Origin of the sequence: Phyllobacterium brassicacearum (assembly GCF_003010955.1) — a bacterium.
In the GTDB taxonomy this organism is placed as follows: Bacteria; Pseudomonadota; Alphaproteobacteria; order Rhizobiales; family Rhizobiaceae; genus Phyllobacterium; species Phyllobacterium brassicacearum.
This window is the reverse complement of sequence record NZ_PGGO01000015.1, coordinates 1-19,057: the sequence shown is the minus strand read 5'-3', so window position 1 is coordinate 19,057 and position 19,057 is coordinate 1. Positions and strand designations below refer to the sequence as shown.

At 59.0% G+C, this 19,057-nt stretch carries 17 protein-coding genes; 15 read left to right on the top strand and 2 right to left on the bottom strand.

All coding sequences use genetic code 11. From position 1 onward, the window contains the following. The first annotated feature begins 67 nt into the window (after positions 1 to 67). Positions 68 to 604 (top strand): YcbK family protein, encoded by a 537-nt coding sequence (locus CU102_RS18665; RefSeq protein WP_106712618.1) that lies wholly within the window; start codon positions 68 to 70, stop codon positions 602 to 604. Between the two features lie 2 nt (positions 605 to 606). Here the strand turns inward: CU102_RS18665 and CU102_RS18660 are convergent, their stop codons facing one another. Next, positions 607 to 1,269 carry a YggS family pyridoxal phosphate-dependent enzyme gene (locus CU102_RS18660; protein ID WP_106712617.1) on the bottom strand — a complete coding sequence of 221 codons (663 nt, stop codon included), beginning with the start codon at positions 1,267 to 1,269 and terminating at the stop codon, positions 607 to 609. A gap of 132 nt (positions 1,270 to 1,401) precedes the next feature. Between CU102_RS18660 and leuS the strand changes: the two genes are divergently transcribed. From leuS to CU102_RS18625, 7 genes are all read left to right on the top strand, one after another. After that, complete coding sequence (gene leuS, locus CU102_RS18655) at positions 1,402 to 4,020, top strand: leucine--tRNA ligase (protein ID WP_106712616.1); 2,619 nt, start codon at positions 1,402 to 1,404, stop codon at positions 4,018 to 4,020. Beyond that, complete coding sequence (locus tag CU102_RS18650) at positions 4,007 to 4,582, top strand: LPS assembly lipoprotein LptE (RefSeq protein ID WP_106712615.1); 576 nt, start codon at positions 4,007 to 4,009, stop codon at positions 4,580 to 4,582. Before leuS ends, CU102_RS18650 begins: the two co-directional genes overlap by 14 nt. 59 nt (positions 4,583 to 4,641) lie before the next feature. Next, the gene (locus CU102_RS18645; protein WP_106712614.1) at positions 4,642 to 5,796 is read left to right on the top strand and encodes an AAA family ATPase; all 1,155 of its coding nucleotides are present in this window, start codon (positions 4,642 to 4,644) and stop codon (positions 5,794 to 5,796) included. 221 nt (positions 5,797 to 6,017) lie between these two features. Then, positions 6,018 to 6,974: an aliphatic sulfonate ABC transporter substrate-binding protein gene (locus tag CU102_RS18640; RefSeq protein WP_106712613.1), complete on the top strand. Its 957-nt coding sequence runs from the start codon at positions 6,018 to 6,020 to the stop codon at positions 6,972 to 6,974. Positions 6,975 to 7,145: 171 nt separating this feature from the next. Beyond that, positions 7,146 to 8,309 (top strand): FMNH2-dependent alkanesulfonate monooxygenase, encoded by a 1,164-nt coding sequence (gene ssuD, locus CU102_RS18635; protein ID WP_106712612.1) that lies wholly within the window; start codon positions 7,146 to 7,148, stop codon positions 8,307 to 8,309. Continuing rightward, positions 8,306 to 9,085 carry an ABC transporter permease subunit gene (locus CU102_RS18630; RefSeq protein WP_106712611.1) on the top strand — a complete coding sequence of 260 codons (780 nt, stop codon included), beginning with the start codon at positions 8,306 to 8,308 and terminating at the stop codon, positions 9,083 to 9,085. Before ssuD ends, CU102_RS18630 begins: the two co-directional genes overlap by 4 nt. A 9-nt stretch (positions 9,086 to 9,094) precedes the next feature. Continuing rightward, the gene (locus CU102_RS18625) at positions 9,095 to 9,892 is read left to right on the top strand and encodes an ATP-binding cassette domain-containing protein (RefSeq protein ID WP_106712610.1); all 798 of its coding nucleotides are present in this window, start codon (positions 9,095 to 9,097) and stop codon (positions 9,890 to 9,892) included. A gap of 130 nt (positions 9,893 to 10,022) precedes the next feature. On the opposite strand, the gene fsa is transcribed toward CU102_RS18625, so the two are convergent. Continuing rightward, complete coding sequence (fsa, locus tag CU102_RS18620; RefSeq protein ID WP_106712609.1) at positions 10,023 to 10,676, bottom strand: fructose-6-phosphate aldolase; 654 nt, start codon at positions 10,674 to 10,676, stop codon at positions 10,023 to 10,025. A 90-nt stretch (positions 10,677 to 10,766) separates the two neighbouring features. Here fsa and CU102_RS18615 point away from each other — a divergent pair, with 90 nt between their 5' ends. The 7 genes from CU102_RS18615 (at position 10,767) to CU102_RS18580 (ending at position 18,914) form a co-directional block, all read left to right on the top strand. Beyond that, the gene (locus CU102_RS18615; protein ID WP_106712608.1) at positions 10,767 to 12,950 is read left to right on the top strand and encodes a primosomal protein N'; all 2,184 of its coding nucleotides are present in this window, start codon (positions 10,767 to 10,769) and stop codon (positions 12,948 to 12,950) included. 168 nt (positions 12,951 to 13,118) lie between these two features. Next, positions 13,119 to 13,508, top strand: coding sequence for an AGROH133_08824 family phage infection protein (locus tag CU102_RS18605; protein WP_106712606.1), 390 nt, complete (start codon positions 13,119 to 13,121; stop codon positions 13,506 to 13,508). Between the two features lie 246 nt (positions 13,509 to 13,754). Next, complete coding sequence (locus tag CU102_RS18600; RefSeq protein ID WP_106712723.1) at positions 13,755 to 14,315, top strand: F0F1 ATP synthase subunit delta; 561 nt, start codon at positions 13,755 to 13,757, stop codon at positions 14,313 to 14,315. Continuing rightward, positions 14,315 to 15,844 (top strand): F0F1 ATP synthase subunit alpha, encoded by a 1,530-nt coding sequence (atpA, locus tag CU102_RS18595; protein WP_106712605.1) that lies wholly within the window; start codon positions 14,315 to 14,317, stop codon positions 15,842 to 15,844. The genes CU102_RS18600 and atpA overlap by 1 nt, the downstream gene beginning before the upstream one ends. Positions 15,845 to 15,866: 22 nt before the next feature. Then, positions 15,867 to 16,745 (top strand): F0F1 ATP synthase subunit gamma, encoded by an 879-nt coding sequence (locus CU102_RS18590; RefSeq protein WP_106712604.1) that lies wholly within the window; start codon positions 15,867 to 15,869, stop codon positions 16,743 to 16,745. A gap of 18 nt (positions 16,746 to 16,763) precedes the next feature. After that, complete coding sequence (atpD, locus tag CU102_RS18585; RefSeq protein ID WP_106712603.1) at positions 16,764 to 18,374, top strand: F0F1 ATP synthase subunit beta; 1,611 nt, start codon at positions 16,764 to 16,766, stop codon at positions 18,372 to 18,374. Between the two features lie 132 nt (positions 18,375 to 18,506). Then, entirely contained in the window at positions 18,507 to 18,914 is a 408-nt protein-coding gene (locus tag CU102_RS18580; RefSeq protein WP_106712602.1) for a F0F1 ATP synthase subunit epsilon, read from the top strand. Positions 18,915 to 19,057: the final 143 nt, after the last annotated feature.

Genomic DNA, 19,057 nt, shown 5'->3' with positions numbered 1-19,057 from the left:
ACTTGGGAGGACACATAAGGCGCGCCGCACAATCATAAAAAGTCTGCGCCACACCAAGGATCGAAGAATGACCATTCAACCCTTGCGCAGCGTTGCGTTCCGCGCGAAATTCCTGCCGTTTGCCCTGACCGTTCTTGCCCTGGCCCTTCCAGCGGATGCTGGGACATTGCCTGAGCCTTCCAATCCGCAGGAGCGGGTGGGAGCTCATCTTTTTGACGAGGAGCACGCGCATCTCCTCAACGATTCCGTTTTCGACAAGATCAGCCCGCTGGTACTCGCAGCGATGCCTCGCGGCAAGGCTTATATAGACTACAAGGCGCCGTCCAAGTGCATTCCGGAACAGTTGAAGAATGTTCTCAATCGCGTTTCAGCAAAATATGGACCGCTCACAGTCAACTCGACGGTTCGGTCACGATCGCGCAACCGCAGTGTCGGCGGCCGGGACAAGTCCTATCACCTCAACTGCCAGGCTGTTGATTTCCGCGTGCATGGCAAGGCCTCGGGCCTTATGCAGCATCTATCGGGCATCAAGGAAGTCGGTGGTTTGAAGCGCTATCCTGCGGGCTATTATCACATCGACACAGGGCCGCGCCGCAGCTGGTAATCTTACCGGCTGCCGAATATGGCAGAGCCGACCCGTACCGAAGTCGCGCCGAAACCAATGGCGATCTCATAGTCTCCCGACATGCCCATCGAAAGTTTCTCGACCTGAGCTTCCCGCGCGATTTTTTCCAGCAGGGCAAAATGCGGCCCCGGGTTTTCGTCGGCCGGCGGGATGCACATGAGCCCCTCGACGATGAGCCCGTGAACGTCCCGGCAGCGCGTGACGAACGCTACGGCCTCTTTCGGTTCGATACCGGCCTTTTGCGGCTCTGAACCGGTATTGACCTGTACGTAAAGCCTTGGGAAGCGGTTTTGCTTCTTCATTTCGAGACTCAATGCAGCGGCAATCTTCTCACGATCGACGGTCTCGATGACATCGAAAAGAGCGACCGCTTCCTGTGTCTTGTTGGACTGCAGCGGCCCGATCAGATGCAGCTCGAGATCCGGAAAATCGGAGCGCATATACGGCCACTTCAATTGCGCTTCCTGCACACGGTTCTCACCAAAAACGCGCTGGCCCGCTTCGATGACGGGCCGGATCGTATCCGCGTCGAAGGTCTTGGAGACGGCGACCAATGTAACTGAGCCTTGTGGGCGATTGGCCTCGGCTTCGGCTTTGCGAATTTCGTTTTGAACGGCAAAAAGTTGGTCAACGGCATTGGGCATGGCGCGGTTGAGTCCTATTTATGATACACGAGCCCGGTTTTCGCGGGTTCCTTCAGCTTCAAATGGTTGACGGTCCCACCAATCCATGGTGAAGGTCCCGCAACCATTATCCTTTGCAAGAGAATTCCGTTCATGGCAACCGAACGATATAATCCACGCGTAGCCGAAAAGCATTGGCAGAAAGTTTGGGACGATGCCAAACTTTTCGAGACGCCGAATGATGATCCGCGCGACCCGTATTACGTGCTTGAGATGTTCCCCTATCCATCGGGACGCATCCATATGGGGCACGTGCGCAACTATGCCATGGGCGATGTCGTTGCCCGCTACAAGCGTGCCAAGGGGTTCAATGTCCTGCATCCGATGGGATGGGATGCGTTCGGCATGCCCGCGGAAAACGCCGCGATGCAAAACAAGGTCCATCCAAAGGCTTGGACCTACCAGAACATCGAGACGATGCGCGGCCAGCTCAAATCCATGGGGCTGTCGCTCGACTGGTCGCGAGAGTTCGCTACCTGCGATGTCGAATATTATCATCGCCAGCAGATGCTGTTCCTCGACTTTGTCGAGAAAGGACTGGTGACGCGTAAATCCTCCAAGGTCAATTGGGATCCGGAGGACATGACCGTTCTTGCCAACGAGCAGGTGATCGACGGTCGCGGCTGGCGCTCCGGCGCGCTGGTCGAACAGCGCGAGCTGACGCAATGGTTCTTCAAGATCACCGATTTCAATGAAGAACTGCTGAGCGCGCTTGACGGTCTCGATCAGTGGCCGGAAAAAGTGCGCCTGATGCAGCGCAACTGGATCGGGAAGTCCGAGGGCATGCTGATCCGCTGGGCGCTGGATGAAAAGTCGCACGCCGGCGGCGAAAACGAGATCGAGGTTTATACGACGCGTCCGGACACATTGTTTGGCGCCTCGTTCATCGCGATTGCTGCGGATCATCCGCTCGCCAAGAAGGCGGCGGAAGCCAATATGGAACTGGCCAAATTCAACGAGGAATGCCGACACGCCGGCACCTCTGTTGTTGCACTGGAGACAGCCGAGAAGAAGGGCTTCGACACCGGGCTGCGCGTCGAGCATCCATTCGATCCGGACTGGAAGCTGCCGGTTTATGTCGCAAATTTCGTCCTGATGGACTACGGCACGGGCGCGATCTTCGGCTGCCCGTCCGGGGATCAGCGCGACCTGGACTTTGCCAACAAGTATGGCCTGCCGGTGGTCGCTGTTGTCATGCCGAAGGATGCCGATGCGGCGACGTTCCAGATCACGGAAACGGCCTATGTCGATGACGGGGTGATGATCAATTCACGGTTCCTCGATGGAATGTCACCTGCCGAGGCATTCGATGATGTGGCGAACCGGCTGGAAAAGCAGACCATCGGTAACCGCCCACAAGGCGAGCGCAAGGTGAATTTCCGCTTGCGCGACTGGGGTATTTCGCGTCAGCGCTATTGGGGCTGCCCGATCCCGATGATCCATTGCGATGATTGCGGTGTGGTTCCGGTTCCCAAGGCTGATCTGCCGGTCAAGCTGCCGGACGATGTCGAGTTCGACCGTCCGGGCAATCCGCTCGACCGTCACCCGACCTGGCGGCACGTCAACTGTCCGCAGTGCGGCAAGGCTGCGCGCCGCGAAACGGACACGATGGATACGTTTGTCGATTCATCGTGGTACTTCGCCCGCTTTACCGCACCCTGGGAAGATGCGCCGACTGACCCGAAAGCCGCCAATCACTGGCTGCCGGTGGATCAGTATATCGGCGGTATCGAACACGCGATCCTGCACCTGCTTTATTCGCGCTTCTTTACCCGCGCAATGAAGCTGACGGGACATCTTGATGTCAGCGAACCGTTCAAGGGCATGTTCACACAGGGCATGGTAGTGCACGAGACGTACAAAGGCAAAGATGGATGGGTCACACCGGCGGAGGTCAGGCTCGAGGAGATAGACGGGCAGCGCCGTGCGGTGAGGATCGACAGCGGCGAGGAAATCGAGATCGGCTCGATCGAAAAAATGTCGAAGTCGAAGAAGAATGTCGTCGATCCGGATGACATCATCGCTTCCTATGGCGCCGATACCGCACGCTGGTTCATGCTGTCCGATTCGCCGCCAGAACGGGATGTGATCTGGACGGAAGCCGGCGTCGAGGGTGCGCACCGATTCGTTCAGCGCGTCTGGCGGTTGATCTCCGAAGCCGCAGACGTGCTGAAGACTGCCGAGCCGGCCGCTGCCTCGGAGGGCGAATCGCTGCAGGTTTCCAAGTCCGCGCACAAGACAGTGAAGGCTGTCGGCGAGGACATCGAGAAGCTGGCGTTCAACAAGGCGGTCGCACGTCTCTATGAACTGGTGAATGTCTTGTCCGGACCCTTGCAGAAGGTCGCTGCCGGCGAGGCCGACAAGGCCTTGATTGGTGCGTGCCGGGATGCGACCAACATGCTGGTCGCCATGATTGCACCGATGATGCCGCATTTGGCCGAAGAGTGCGGACAAGCGCTGAACGGCAGCGGCCTTGTAGCGCATCAGGCTTGGCCGGCATATGACGAGTCTTTGATCGTCGAAAATGATGTGACCATACCCGTCCAGATCAATGGCAAGAAGCGTGGTGATTTGACAATTGCCCGCGACGCAGATCAATTGGCGGTCGAAGAAGCCGCGCTCGCGCTTGATTTTGTCAAGGCAGCGTTGAACGGCAGTTTACCGAAGAAAGTCATCGTTGTACCGCAGAGGATCATCAATGTCGTTGCCTGATCGTTTTCAGCCGGTCCCAAAGCGCCTCTTGTGCGCCTGCGTTCTCGGTATGGCCTTGGTCGTCGGGGGATGTCAGGTGCGGCCGCTGTATTCCGACCCCAGCCCGGTGGCCAGCACCGGTGCTGGTGTGAATGGCAGCGTTCGTTCGCGACTGGCTACGGTCGCAATCAATCAGCCGGGCACCCGTGAAGCCCAGGAAGTTCGCAACCATTTGATCTTCCTGTTTGCCGGTGGGGCAGGCGAGCCGGCAAGCCCGGCCTACTCGATGCAGCTTAGCGTGGCCCCGCAATATCTGTCGCTGATGCTCGTGCAGAATGCGACCAACGACAAATCCGGTCAGCCAACGGCTGGCCTGGTGCGCATGACAGGTAGCTATGTCGTGACACGTATTTCCGATGGACAGGTCGTCGGAAAGGGAAGCCGGCTCGTAACTGCCAATTATGATGCGCCCAGACAGCGGTATGCCGTGACGAGAGCCCAGAGGGATGCGGCCAATCGCGCTGCGCGCGAGCTTGCGGAGGCATTGAATCTCAGTGTGGCGCAGGATCTCTCCAAGTTCTAAGAGACTGTTTTGAAATTCGACACGACTTTCCAGTCAGTCTCTAACTATTAGGGGCCCGAATGCGCCTGACCTCGCTTTCCGCGACCGGTTACCGGTCGTTGCGCTCCATCCGTCTCGATATCGGCAGGCTCGCCTTGTTCGTCGGCGAGAACGGCGTCGGAAAATCGAATCTCTATCGGGCCATGCAGCTCATCAAAGCTTCGGCGGAGGGTACGCTGTCATACGAGATTGCGCGCGAGGGCGGCATGCAATCGGCATTGTGGACCGGCACGCGCCGATCCGGACCTGTCCGCATGGTTTTCAATAACGAGTTTGACAACGACGAAACCGCAATCCGGTCGGGTTATTCGGTGGAGACCGGTCTGGCGCCAAGTTACCAGGTGGAAATTGGGCTGAGACCGCCGGCCGCGGCCGGGTTTGCCTTCGAGCCGCAGATCAAGGAAGAAACGCTGAGCATCGACAGCGGCCGGCGGCCTGTCGAGATGATGGGCCGCAAGGGGCCGGCCGTGTTTGCGCGCGACGACAAGGGGCGGCGAATCGAACATCCGGTCAGGCTTCTCGATTCGGAGACAGCGCTGGCAATCCTTGGCAGCTCGGGGCGCTATCCGGAAATCGGCGATTTGCGCGCAACGGTTCTCGGTTGGCGTTTCTATCACGGGTTCCGGACGGATCGGGATTCGCCCGTTCGTCAACCGTCACTGGCGATCACGGCCCCGCTTCTCGACGAGGATGGCGGCAATCTTGCCGCGGTTTTTGCAACGCTTGTGCATATTCGCGAGGATACGGTCGATCTCGACCGCTGCATTGCCGATGCACTGGGCGGGGCAACGCTCGACGTCCCTGTTCCCGGTGAAACGGCGACGTTCGGGCTGCGCCTCCCGGAGTTTCCGCAGCGTCTGTTCCGGCCGGAAGAACTCTCCGACGGCCAGATACGATTTCTGGCACTTGCGGGCGCGTTGCTGTCCTACCGGCTGCCTCGCCTGGTTGCCTTGAACGAACCGGAAACCAGCTTGCACCCTTCAATGCTCCCGGCGCTCGCCGACATGATTGCCCAGGCGGCAGAGCGGACCCAATTGTGGATTGTCACGCATTCACGTGTGCTCGCCGATGAGATTACGGCGCGGACGGGGGTGCGCGCTCTGACCGTTATCAAGCAGGACGGTGCTACCTCGATCGAGGGAATGAAGCTGAGCGGCGGCTTCGAGGACGACTGAGAGAGCCCCGCGCCTCCGCAACTGCGCTGACGCCAAGACCTGACACGAACTTCGCCCACATTGCGCGAGCTGGCAGGCGCCTGAGAAAACTAATCCCGCCCCCTGCAATTCTATGAAAATTCTTTTCTCTACCATATTGGTCGAGTTAACTAGCATTGGTTCCATTCCTGACCGGGCGGGAAGATTGCGGATCAACAAAGCCCGTGCCATCGAGAGGGACCATGTCCAGATTGACACGCAGAACATTTGGCGCGGCTCTGTTTGCAGCCGCAGCCTTTGCATCGACCATCGCCTATGCCGCCGAGCCGCTCAAGGAATTGAGGATCGGCTACCAGAAGACTGGATTACCCGTTGTCGCCCGCCAACAAGGCGTGATCGAGAAAGCGCTGGAACCCAAGAATATTGCGGTGAAATGGGTCGAGTTCACCGCCGGTCCACCGCTCGTCGAAGCCCTGAATGTCGGCAGCATCGACGTCGGCTGGGTGGGCGATGCACCGCCCATTTTTGGCCAGTCAGCGGGATCGGCCATCGTCTATGCCGCGGCGCTGGCACCAAACGGCAAGGGCGAGGCGATCTTCGTCAAGCCGGACTCATCGATCCAGAGCCTCGCTGACCTCAAAGGCAAGAAGATCGGCGTCGGCAAGGGGACAAGCGCCCACAACCTGGTGATAGCCGCATTGGAAAAAGCAAAGATCGGGTTCGATGAAATCACCACGGTCTATCTCAGCCCTGCCGATGCGGCCGCGGCATTTGCCAGCGACAAGATAGACGCCTGGGCCGTATGGGACCCGTTCTTTGCGATCGCGGAGACTCGCTACAAGCCGCGCATTCTGACACGCAGCAGCGATGTTCTCGACGTCAGCACCTATCTCATCGCCAATCGCGACTTTGCGGCCAACCATCCGGAAATCGTGACTTCAACCATCGATTCGCTGAAGGACGCGGCCATCTGGGCAAATGCCAACAAGGACAAGGTTGCGGAAGCCCTGCACGAGGTAACGGGCGTTCCCCTGGATGCGCAGACCCTTGCCGCCGATCGCTCGGTATTCAGCGTTGGACCGGTCACTCCGGAAATCGTCGCGCACCAGCAGGAGACAGCGGACCGTTTCTACCGGCTGAAACTCATCCCCAACGCCATCAAGATTGCCGATGCCGTATGGTCGGCCCCAAGCAACTAGAGGCTGTCGATATTCACGCCATGCTAGCCCTCAAATGGCGTTTTCCTGCGATCCGATGCTCACGTACCAAAATGTACGTCGCGCTCCGGTTCTCGAAAACCACCATTTTCGACGCATCATGACCTGAATCTCCACAAGCCTTGGCCTACAAAATCAGGATTGGATTTTCGTATGACACAGCCTGCAAACAACGCGCCGCTTGATTTCTTCTGGTTCATTCCCACCCATGGAGATGGGTCCTACCTCGGTTCCGAACGTCAACAACGCCCGCAGGAGTTCGCTTATTTCCGCGAGATCGCGCAAGCGGTGGACAGGCTCGGCTTTCCCGGGGTGCTGTTGCCTACCGGACAATCCTGCGAGGATTCCTGGATCACTGCCGCTGGTCTTGCCGCGCATACGGAGCGATTGAAGTTTCTAGTTGCCTTGCGCCCCGGCGTGACATCCCCGGTCTTTGCCGCAAGGCAGACGGCGGCGCTCGACCGTCTGAGCAACGGCCGCCTCCTGCTCAATGTGGTGGTCGGCGGCAATCCGGTTGAGCTGGCGGGCGACGGCGTGTTTCTGCCACATGACGAACGTTACGAGCAGGCGGCCGAGTTCCTGACCATCTGGCGCCAGCTGGTTTCCGGTGAAACGGTGAATTTCGAAGGAAAACATTATCGTGTTGAGGGTGGTCGACTCGATCTGCTGCCGGCGCAGGACAAGCCTCCGCTCTACTTTGGCGGTTCATCTGATGCCGGGCAGGAGCTGGCTGCCGAGCAGGTTGAGCTCTATCTGACCTGGGGCGAGCCGGTGGCACAGGTTGCAGAGAAAATCGAGCGTGCCCGCAGGAAGGCGGCGGCTCGGGGTCGCCAATTGCGGTTCGGCATCCGGCTGCATTTCATCGTTCGCGAAACGGAAGACGAGGCCTGGGCGGCGGCGGACCGGCTGATCAGCAAGATCACCGACGAGCAGATCGAAATCGCCCAGTCGCGGTTTCTCAAGGAGATGGACTCCGTCGGACAGCGACGCATGGCAGAGCTGCATGGCGGGCGCCGTGACAAACTGGTGGTCGCGCCCAATCTGTGGGCAGGAGTTGGTCTGGTACGCGGCGGAGCGGGGACGGCCCTGGTCGGTTCGCCGCAGAGCATCGCCGCGCGTATTCGTGAGTATCAGGCCATTGGTATCGATACCATTATCGGGTCGGGTTATCCGCATCTGGAAGAGGCTTATCGTGTGGCCGAGTTGCTGTTCCCGGTGCTTGGACTGGATGGACAACGCCGCACGCCGCGCCGTTCGATCGAGAATGAGTTCGGTGTCGGCTTCTATGGCAACAAGCGCCTGCAGGCTGCCTCATGAGCCGCGCGCTTCATCAGTTCGGTCGTAGTGCGCTTGGCTGGCTGTTGCCGGCAGTTCTACTCGCCGGGTGGGAAGGCGCATCAAGAGCGGGTCTCATTCCCGCCAATGTTCTTCCCGCTCCGTCGGCCGTTGGCGAAGCCTTCTGGAAGCTTCTCTGGTCGGGTGAGCTGATCGAAAATATCCGGATCTCGACGCTAAGGGCGCTCAGCGGCTTCGTCATCGGTGGCGCCATCGGCTTCTCGCTCGGGCTTGCCAATGGGCTTTCAGCGCTGAGCCGCGAATTGACCGATACGACGCTGCAGATGATCCGCAACATTCCCCATCTGGCGCTCATACCGCTGGTGATCCTGTGGTTCGGCATCGACGAACAGGCAAAGTTGTTTCTCGTCGCGCTGGGTGTGTTCTTCCCCATTTATGTGAACACCTTGCTCGGCATCCAAGGCGTCGACCCGCAGCTGGTCGAGATGGGCCGCATCTATGGCATGTCGCGGACAGAGTTATTCCTGCGCGTGATCCTGCCGGGGGCATTGCCTTCGATCTTCGTTGGCTTGCGCTACGCGCTTGGCATCATGTGGCTGACGCTGATCGTTGCCGAAACCATCTCTGCATCGTCGGGGCTTGGCTATATGGCGATGCAGGCGCGTGAATTCCTGCTGATCGACGTGGTTGTCCTGTCGATACTGATCTATGCGCTGCTTGGAAAGCTGGCCGATTCACTCGCGCGCTTTCTCGAGCGGATTTCCCTGCAATGGCACCCTGCCTTCCAGACCGTTTGAGGAAAGAACATGACCGCCGCGACCATCACAGCACGCCAGTCATTCACCGTTCCGATTGCCCTGACATATACGTCGAGACCCAAAGGCGAGCTCGCCTTTTCCTTTCGCAATGTGGCGAAACAGTTTGGCGGCAAGGCCGTGCTGCAAGGCATCAACCTCGATGTTCACGAGGGGCAGTTCGTTGCGGTCATCGGCAAGAGCGGCTGCGGCAAGAGTACGCTGCTGCGGCTACTCGCAGGACTCGACAAGCCGACATCCGGCGAACTGGTGCATGGATCGGGCACGCATGATCACAAACGTACGCGCATCATGTTTCAGGAGCCGCGGCTTCTGCCGTGGGCGCGTGTTGCGCGCAATGTCGAAGTGGGCCTGACCGGTATTGAGAAAGGCGATGTTGCGCGGAAGAAAGGTCTCGAGATCCTGGCGGAAGTTGGCCTGGACGATCGCGGGGGCGAGTGGCCGTCGGTTCTTTCGGGCGGGCAGCGGCAACGGGTGGCGCTGGCTCGCGCTCTCGTTGGTCATCCGTCCATTTTGGCGCTGGACGAGCCGCTCGGCGCCCTCGATGCGCTGACGCGGATCGAGATGCAGCAGCTCTTGGAGCGGATATGGCTTGCCAAGAAGTTCACTGCGGTGCTGGTTACTCATGATGTGACCGAAGCAGTGGCGCTCGCCGACCGTGTCGTCGTCATCGACAGCGGCAGGATCGCGCTTGATCTCGATATCCCGGTCGAGCGGCCGCGCCGCCATGCGTCGCCCGAACTGGCGTTCTTTGAGCGCCAGATCTTGGATCGACTTTATAATCGGTGAGGTATTTATCTCCCCCTTGTGGGGAAGAAATCCAAGAGAGGGGGTAAATGAGGCAAATCCCCTCTCTTGCGATTTTTAGCTGAAATCGCTTTCTCTCCCACAAGGGGAGAGATAATCGGCATCAACCTGATCAAGCAATCGACTGGCCGGTCTTGGCCCAGTCGGCAAGGAAGGCTTCAAGGCCCTTGTCGGTCAGTGGATGCTTCACGAGCGCCCGCAGTGTCGCTGGCGGTGCAGTGATGACATCAGCGCCGATCAGCGCGGCCTGCTTGACGTGATTGACCGTGCGAATCGAGGCAGCGAGGATTTCCGTCTGGAAATCGTAATTGTCATAGATGGTACGGATCTCAGAAATCAGTTCCATGCCATCGATACCGATATCGTCGATACGGCCGATGAAGGGCGAGATGAAGGTTGCCCCGGCCTTGGCGGCGAGAAGTGCCTGATTTGCGGAGAAGCAGAGCGTTACATTGACGAGGTGGCCGTCGGAACGGAGCGCCTTGCAAGCCTTGAGGCCATCGAGGGTCAACGGCACCTTGATGCAGATATTGTCCGCGATCCTGGCAAGGACTGCTGCTTCCTTCATCATCTTTTCGTATTCGGTCGCGGTGACTTCGGCAGAAACCGGTCCCTTGACGATCGAGCAGATTTCCTTGGTAACTTCGATGATGCTGCCGCCAGACTTAAGGATCAGCGATGGATTGGTGGTTACGCCGTCGAGCAATCCGAGATCGTTGAGCTCGCGGATCTCCTTTACGTCGGCAGTATCGACAAAGAATTTCATCGGTGCAGTCCTTCCTAAATGATAGATGGGATATTTCTTCCCGGAAATTGGCTTTTCTTTAGCTCAAAGCCGCGGCAAGGTCACGCCCATATGAGCCAGGATTCGTTCATCCCGCAAAAAATAGTTCCGGTGCTTGTGCCGATGCCGGCCGAGCGGCCGTATAGCTATGCCGTGCCGGATGGGATGGAGGTGAAGGCGGGTTCAATCGTGCGCGTGCCGCTGGGACCCCGTGAGGTCGCGGGCATCGTCACGGATGGCTCGACGGACTCCATCGACGCCAAGAAGCTGCGGCCGATATCCGAACTGTTCGATTGTCCGCCTGTCGACGGTGACATGCTTCGCTTCATGCGCTGGGCCGCGGACTATACGATCTCGCCGCCCGGAATGGTGGCGCGGATGGTGCTGCGCGTTCCTGCGGCTTTCGATCCGGAACCGCCAGTACCGGGCCTGCGATTTGCCGGCCGCGAGCCCGACCGGATGACCGGTGCGCGGGCCCGCGTGCTGGAACTGGCCGAGGACGGCATGGCCTGGACGCGCACGGGGCTTGCCCATGCGGCGGGGGTCTCGGCTACGGTCGTCGATGGGCTAGTCACGCAGGGTGTATTCGAACACGTGATGATCCCGCCGCGACCCGTTGTTGCGGCGCCGGACGTGGACTACGCGAAGGCCGCGTTGTCCGGCGAACAGGAGGGTGCAGCGGCACAGCTCGTGGATGCGGTTTCAGCGGGCGGATTTTCGGTGTCACTGCTTGACGGGGTTACCGGCTCCGGCAAGACAGAAGTCTATTTCGAGGCAGTTGCCAAAGCGATTGAAAAGGGCAAGCAGGTGCTCATCCTGCTGCCTGAAATCGCGCTGACGCAGCAATTCCTGGATCGCTTTCACGACCGGTTCGGTTCGAAACCCGGAGAATGGCATTCCGATTTGGCGCCGCGCATGCGCGAAAGGGTGTGGCGGCAGGTCATGGAAGGTCAGATCCGGGTTGTCGCGGGGGCGCGTTCAGCACTGTTCTTGCCATTCCAGGAACTCGGCCTGATCGTTGTCGATGAAGAGCATGATCCCGCCTACAAGCAGGAAGACCGCGTCTACTACAATGCGCGCGACATGGCCGTGGTTCGCGGGCATATCGGCAATTTTCCGGTGGTGCTCGCCTCAGCAACGCCGTCGATCGAGAGTCAGGTCAATGCGGGGCAGGGACGCTACAACCGTATCAAGTTGACCGGCCGCTATGCCGAAGCGGCAATGCCCGATCTCAAATCGATCGACATGCGCCGGTCACCACCGCGTCCGGGCGGATTCCTGTCGCCGGCACTAGTCGAGGCAATCAATCGGACATTGCATCGTCAGGAGCAATCGCTGCTGTTCCTCAATCGCCGCGGTTATGCGCCGCTGACCTTGTGCCGGGTGTGCGGACACCGGTTCCAGTGTCCGGACTGTTCGAGCTGGCTTGTCGAGCATAGGTTTCGTGGCCAACTGGTCTGTCACCAATGCGGTCACCACGAAGCGCGCCCGGAGGCTTGTCCGTCCTGCGGTACGCTCGACCATCTTGTTGCCTGCGGACCCGGCGTGGAGCGCATCGCCGAAGAGGCCGAGAAGACGTTTCCCGATGCGCGCATCATCGTGCTGTCCTCCGACCTCATGGGCGTCAAGCGGTTGCGGCTCGAGCTCGATGCGATCGCGCGCGGCGAGGCGGATATCATCATCGGCACGCAGCTCGTTGCCAAGGGGCACAACTTCCCCAACATGACGCTGGTCGGCGTTGTCGACGCGGATCTCGGCCTCGCCAATGGCGATCCGCGGGCGGCCGAGCGCACGTTCCAGCTGCTCAGCCAGGTCACCGGGCGGGCAGGGCGCACCGGCAAGAAGAGCCTCGGGCTGTTGCAGACCTACCAGCCGGATCATCCGGTGATGCGGGCAATCGTCTCAGGCGACTCGCAGGCTTTCTACGAGCGCGAGATCGAGGAACGCGAGCGCTCCGGTCTGCCGCCATTCGGACGCCTGGGTTCGCTGATCATCTCGGCAGCGACACGCGTCGAAGCGGAGAACCATGCGCGGGCCTTGCGCCGCGCCGCGCCCGTATCGCCGCAGATCAGTGTGCTTGGACCGGCGGAGGCGCCACTTGCGCTGGTCCGTGGGCGACACCGGTTCCGGCTGCTGATCCATGGCACCCGCAAAGCGGATATCCAGGGCTTTATCCGCGCCATGCTGGCTGCGGGGCCAAAAGAACGGGGATCGGTCCGCGTACAGGTTGATATCGATCCGCAAAGCTTTCTATAAAACCATTAAAATTGGCCATGGCGGGCTGCAAATGGCGTTTTTCTGTGCTCCGGTGCTCACGTATCCAAAAGTACGCTCCGCGCCGGTGCTGGAAAACCACCATTTTCGCCACCCCATGACCAATTTTGGATCGGCGCTATTACAGGTATTTTGGGGAAGGGACAGGAAATGGAATTTTATTGGCCGGCGACGACGGGCGAATGGCTGGCTTGGCTGTCAGCGGCAATTACAGTCATCTTCGGATTGGTTCTGTTCTTTGCACCACGTGTCGCCCTGAAGATTCTCCGGCTCCAGACCAAGCCGGAGCGACCGGAAGCCCTTTCCGAAATTCGCGGCACGTTTGCGGGATTTTATCTCGGTCTCGGTCTCAGCGCGTTGATTTTCGCCCAGCCGTTCCTGTGGATCGCGCTTGGCCTCTCTTGGGGCTTCACGGTCTTCGGCCGTCTGATCTCGATGATGTCCGACCGTGGGAACACGCTTTACAATTGGGTATCCGTCATAGTTGAAATTGCCCTCGCCGCGGGCCCGTTGCTGTTTGCATTCGGCTTCATCGCATAGGCCATACCATCATTACTGGAATCCCGGAGTCATAATTATCCCGAGCTGCGGCGTTTCTGCCGCCTGTTTTCGCGGATTCGCGTGTTGCGAGTCCTGTCTTCCTATGCTAGACGGCAATCAAATCCCGTGGGGGGCGGCTTTCGAGTTGTGTCCAGACGGTTAAAAAAATCAATAATGCCAAAGATTTGACCGAAAATTCCTTCCGGTTTCCTGATTTTTGGCCCCAACGCAGAGAGCTTGTCGTTCGTGGCAGAAACTTCGTCGCTCATATCCGGTGTTGCCCAGCGTTATGCGGGTTCGTTGTTCGGCCTCGCATTGGAAGCGAAATCGCTTGCTGAGGTCGAACAGAATCTCGACGCATTCGAGGCTCTCATCAATGGCAGCGCCGATCTGAAGCGGCTGATCCAGAGCCCGGTTTTCTCGTCGGATGATCAGGTCAAGGCAATCTCTGCCATCCTTAACAAAGCCAAGATCGGCGGCCTCGTCGGCAACTTCCTGCGCGTCGTCGCGCAGAACCGTCGTCTTTTCTCCGTGCCGGCCATGATCCAGTCGTTCCGCCAGATCGCTGCCAACCATCGCGGCGAGGTTACGGCCGATGTAACATCCGCGCATGCCCTGACGGCAGCGCAGGAAACAGAATTGAAGGCCACGCTGAAAAGCGTTGCCGGCAAGGACGTGACAATCAATGTCACCGTTGATCCGTCGATCCTTGGAGGTCTCATCGTCAAGTTGGGGTCCCGCCAGATCGACACTTCACTTCGCACAAAACTTTCTTCGCTTAAGCTTGTACTGAAAGAGGTCGGCTGATGGACATCCGCGCCGCGGAAATTTCCGCAATCCTGAAAGAGCAAATCAAGAATTTCGGCCAGGAGGCAGAAGTCTCCGAAGTCGGTCAGGTTCTGTCCGTCGGTGACGGTATCGCTCGCGTATATGGTCTGGACAACGTTCAGGCTGGTGAAATGGTCGAATTCCCGGGTGGTACCCGTGGCATGGCCCTGAACCTTGAAAGCGACAACGTTGGTGTTGTTATTTTCGGTTCGGACCGTGACATCAAGGAAGGCGATACAGTCAAGCGTACTGGCGCTATCGTTGACGTTCCTGTCGGCAAGGAACTGCTCGGCCGCGTTGTCGATGCGCTTGGCAATCCGATCGACGGCAAGGGCCCGATCAAGGCGACGCAGCGCTCGCGCGTTGACGTCAAGGCCCCCGGCATCATCCCGCGTAAATCGGTGCATGAGCCGATGTCGACGGGCCTCAAGGCCATCGATGCGCTGATCCCGGTTGGCCGCGGCCAGCGCGAGCTGGTCATCGGCGATCGCCAGACCGGCAAGACCGCGATCATTCTCGATACTTTCCTCAATCAGAAGCCGGCTCACGATGCTGGCAATGAAGCGGACAAGCTGTATTGCGTTTATGTCGCCATCGGCCAGAAGCGTTCAACGGTTGCCCAGTTCGTCAAGATATTGGAAGAGCGCGGCGCCCTCGAATATTCGATCGTTATCGCCGCTACGGCCTCCGATCCTGCGCCGATGCAGTACATCGCACCGTTCTCCGCTTGCGCAATGGGCGAGTATTTCCGTGACAACGGAATGCACGCGCTGATCGGTTATGACGATTTGTCAAAGCAGGCTGTGGCTTACCGCCAGATGTCGCTGCTGCTGCGCCGCCCGCCAGGCCGCGAAGCCTATCCGGGCGACGTTTTCTATCTGCATTCACGGCTTCTCGAGCGCTCTGCAAAGCTCAACGACGACAATGGCGCCGGTTCACTGACCGCATTGCCAATCATTGAGACTCAGGCGAACGACGTGTCGGCCTATATTCCGACCAACGTGATTTCGATCACCGATGGACAGATCTTCCTTGAAACCAACCTGTTCTACCAGGGTATCCGCCCGGCCGTGAATGTCGGTCTGTCGGTTTCCCGCGTGGGGTCTGCTGCCCAGATCAAGGCGATGAAGCAGGTTGCAGGCTCGATCAAGGGTGAACTGGCGCAGTACCGCGAAATGGCGGCCTTTGCACAGTTCGGTTCCGATCTCGATGCCTCGACGCAGCGTTTGCTCAATCGTGGTGCGCGCCTGACAGAGCTCCTCAAGCAGCCGCAGTTCTCGCCGCTCAAGACGGAAGAGCAGGTTGCGGTGATCTTCGCGGGTGTCAATGGCTACCTCGACAAGCTGGCAGTCAATCAGGTCGGCAAGTTCGAGCATGGTCTGCTCACATGGCTGCGCACAGAGCACAAGGATGTTCTCGACGCGATTGCCAAGGAAAAGCAGCTTAGCGACGATGTCAAAGGCAAGCTCAAGGCGGCTGTTGACGCCTTTGCCAAGTCTTTCGCTTAAAACTCACTGACGGGATGAACGGATGCCTTCGTTAAAGGATCTGAGAAACCGGATCGCCTCGGTCAAGGCGACGCAGAAGATCACCAAGGCGATGCAGATGGTCGCCGCGGCGAAGCTGCGTCGTGCGCAGGAAGCTGCGGAAGCTGCGCGGCCCTACTCGCAGCGGATGGCCGCAGTTCTGGCAAACATCGCTTCCAACGTGGATGGCGATGATGCGCCAGTTCTGATGAGCGGAACCGGCAAGGACGATGTGCATCTGCTCGTCGTCTGCACTTCCGAGCGCGGTCTTTGCGGCGGCTTCAATGCGCAGATTGCGCGTTTGGCTCGCGAACACACCCGCCGGTTGATCGCAGACGGCAAGACCGTAAAGATCATTACGGTCGGCAAGAAAGGCGCAGATATTCTGCGCCGTGACCTCGGCAAGCAGATCATCGACCATGTCGATCTGCGTGACGTCAAGCAGCTTGGCTTTGTGAATGCGGACCAGATTGGCCACAAGCTCATCGCGCTCTTCAATGAGGGTGCGTTTGATGTTGCGACGCTGTTCTATTCGGAATTCAAGTCTGTGATCGCGCAGATCCCGACCGCACAGCAGCTTATCCCGGCCAATTCCATCAGCGACGCTGAACCGGAAAGCGCAGGCGATGCAGTTTACGAATATGAGCCGGATCCGGCATCCATTCTGGGTGATCTGATCCCACGCAATATTTCAGTCCAGGTTTTCCGCGCTCTCCTTGAAAACGCGGCATCGGAACAGGGTGCGCGCATGTCCGCCATGGACAACGCAACCCGCAATGCCGGTGACATGATCAACAAGCTGACAATGTCGTACAACCGCCAGCGTCAGGCCCAGATCACCAAAGAACTGATCGAAATCATTTCGGGCGCGGAAGCGCTCTAATCGCGAAGGTAAGGATCGATGGCAAAAGCAGCGACCCCGAAAACACCCGCAGCCGCCAAGGCTGCCCCGAAGGCAGCGGCCGCCAAGACGGCAGCCGTCAAGGCGGAAGCCGCTGCCAAGCCAGCAGCGAAAGCTGCAGCGCCCAAGGCACCAGCAAAGGCGGCTCCGGCAGCCAAGGCGGCAACACCGAAGGCAACGCTGAAGGCGACTGGTGTCGCCGGACGCGTTAGTCAGGTTATCGGCGCTGTTGTCGACGTTGCCTTCGATGGCGGCGTGCTGCCGCAGATCCTGAATGCGCTGGAAACCGATAACCTCGGCAACCGTCTCGTTCTCGAGGTTGCACAGCACCTCGGTGAAAACACTGTCCGCACGATCGCCATGGACTCGACCGAAGGTCTCGTTCGCGGTCAGGCCGTTTATGACACTGGTTCGCCCATCATGGTTCCGGTCGGCGAGGAAACCCTCGGCCGCATCATGAATGTCATCGGTGAGCCGGTTGACGAAGCAGGTCCGTTGAACACCAAGCTGACCCGCGCCATCCACCAGCCGGCACCGGAATATGTCGAACAGTCGACAGAAGCCCAGATCCTTGTGACCGGCATCAAGGTTGTCGACCTGCTCGCGCCTTATGCACGTGGCGGCAAGATCGGCCTCTTCGGCGGTGCCGGTGTTGGCAAGACAGTTCTCATCATGGAACTGATCAACAACGTCGCCAAGGCGCATGGTGGTTACTCGGTGTTTGCCGGCGTGGGTGAGCGTACCCGTGAAGGCAATGACCTTTACCACGAAATGATCGAATCCGGCGTGAACAAGGCAGGCGGCGGCGAAGGCTCGAAGGCTGCCCTCGTTTATGGCCAGATGAACGAGCCGCCAGGGGCCCGTGCCCGTGTTGCTCTGTCCGGCCTGACTGTCGCCGAGCACTTCCGCGACCAAGGCCAGGACGTTCTGTTCTTCGTGGACAATATCTTCCGCTTCACGCAGGCTGGTTCCGAAGTGTCCGCTTTGCTTGGCCGTATCCCGTCCGCTGTGGGTTATCAGCCGACGCTAGCGACCGATATGGGCCAGATGCAGGAACGCATCACCACGACGCACAAGGGCTCGATCACCTCGGTGCAGGCGATTTACGTCCCCGCCGACGACTTGACCGACCCTGCGCCGGCAACATCCTTCGCGCACCTTGATGCGACAACAGTTCTTAACCGCGCGATTTCCGAGAAGGGTATTTACCCGGCTGTGGATCCGCTGGACTCGACATCGCGCATGCTCGATCCGCTAATCGTTGGTGAGGAACACTACCAGACGGCACGTCAGGTTCAGTCGATCCTGCAGCGCTACAAGTCGCTCCAGGACATCATCGCCATTCTTGGCATGGACGAGCTCTCGGAAGAAGACAAGATTGCGGTTGCCCGTGCCCGCAAGATCGAGCGCTTCCTGTCGCAGCCGTTCTTTGTTGCTGAAGTCTTTACCGGTTCGCCGGGCAAGCTGGTTGATCTGGCCGACACCATCAAGGGCTTCAAGGGCCTCTGCAATGGTGACTACGACCATCTGCCGGAAGCAGCGTTCTACATGGTCGGTTCGATCGACGAGGCGATCGAAAAGGCACAGCGTCTGGCCGCCGAGGCTGCCTGATCGCGAGACCGATGATGGCGGGTCCCGGCCCGCCTTTGTCAACTTCATATTGATGCAACTCCGGATGGAAAACCGCTTCGCACTTTTCCTGGAGTTGCTCCGGGTCAAGACCTTGAGGATTGAGTGAATATCATGGCAGAAGCCTTCCAGTTCGAACTCGTGTCGCCAGAGCGCCTGCTTCTCTCGGAGCAGGTTATTGAAGTCGTGGTTCCGGGTACGGAAGGCTACATGACTGTGATGGCACACCATGCGCCGTTGATGGCAACGGTCAAGCCGGGCGTTGTCACCGTGAAGATGGCGGATGGCAAGCCCGACAGTTATGTCGTGTTTGGCGGTTTCGTCGATATCACGCCGGATGGATGCACTTTGCTCGCTGAATCGGCGGTACACGTCACCGATATAAGGGCTGATGAGTTGCAGCGCCGTATCCAGGACGCCAAGGAAGATTTTGAAGATGCGACGACGCGCGAAGATCGCGCCAAGGCCGAGGATCTTCTAGGCCAGCTGACGACGCTCGAGGAAGCCATCAAGGCGGCTTGATTTGGCCATTGCGGACTAGAGCGGATCATTGCTTGTCGGAATCGCACCGGGATTCCCAAATCAGTTGATATGTGATTCATCATGGATGCTGGGATTGGAGGCCAGCATCCATGACGCGACCCTATTCCAATGATCTTCGTGAG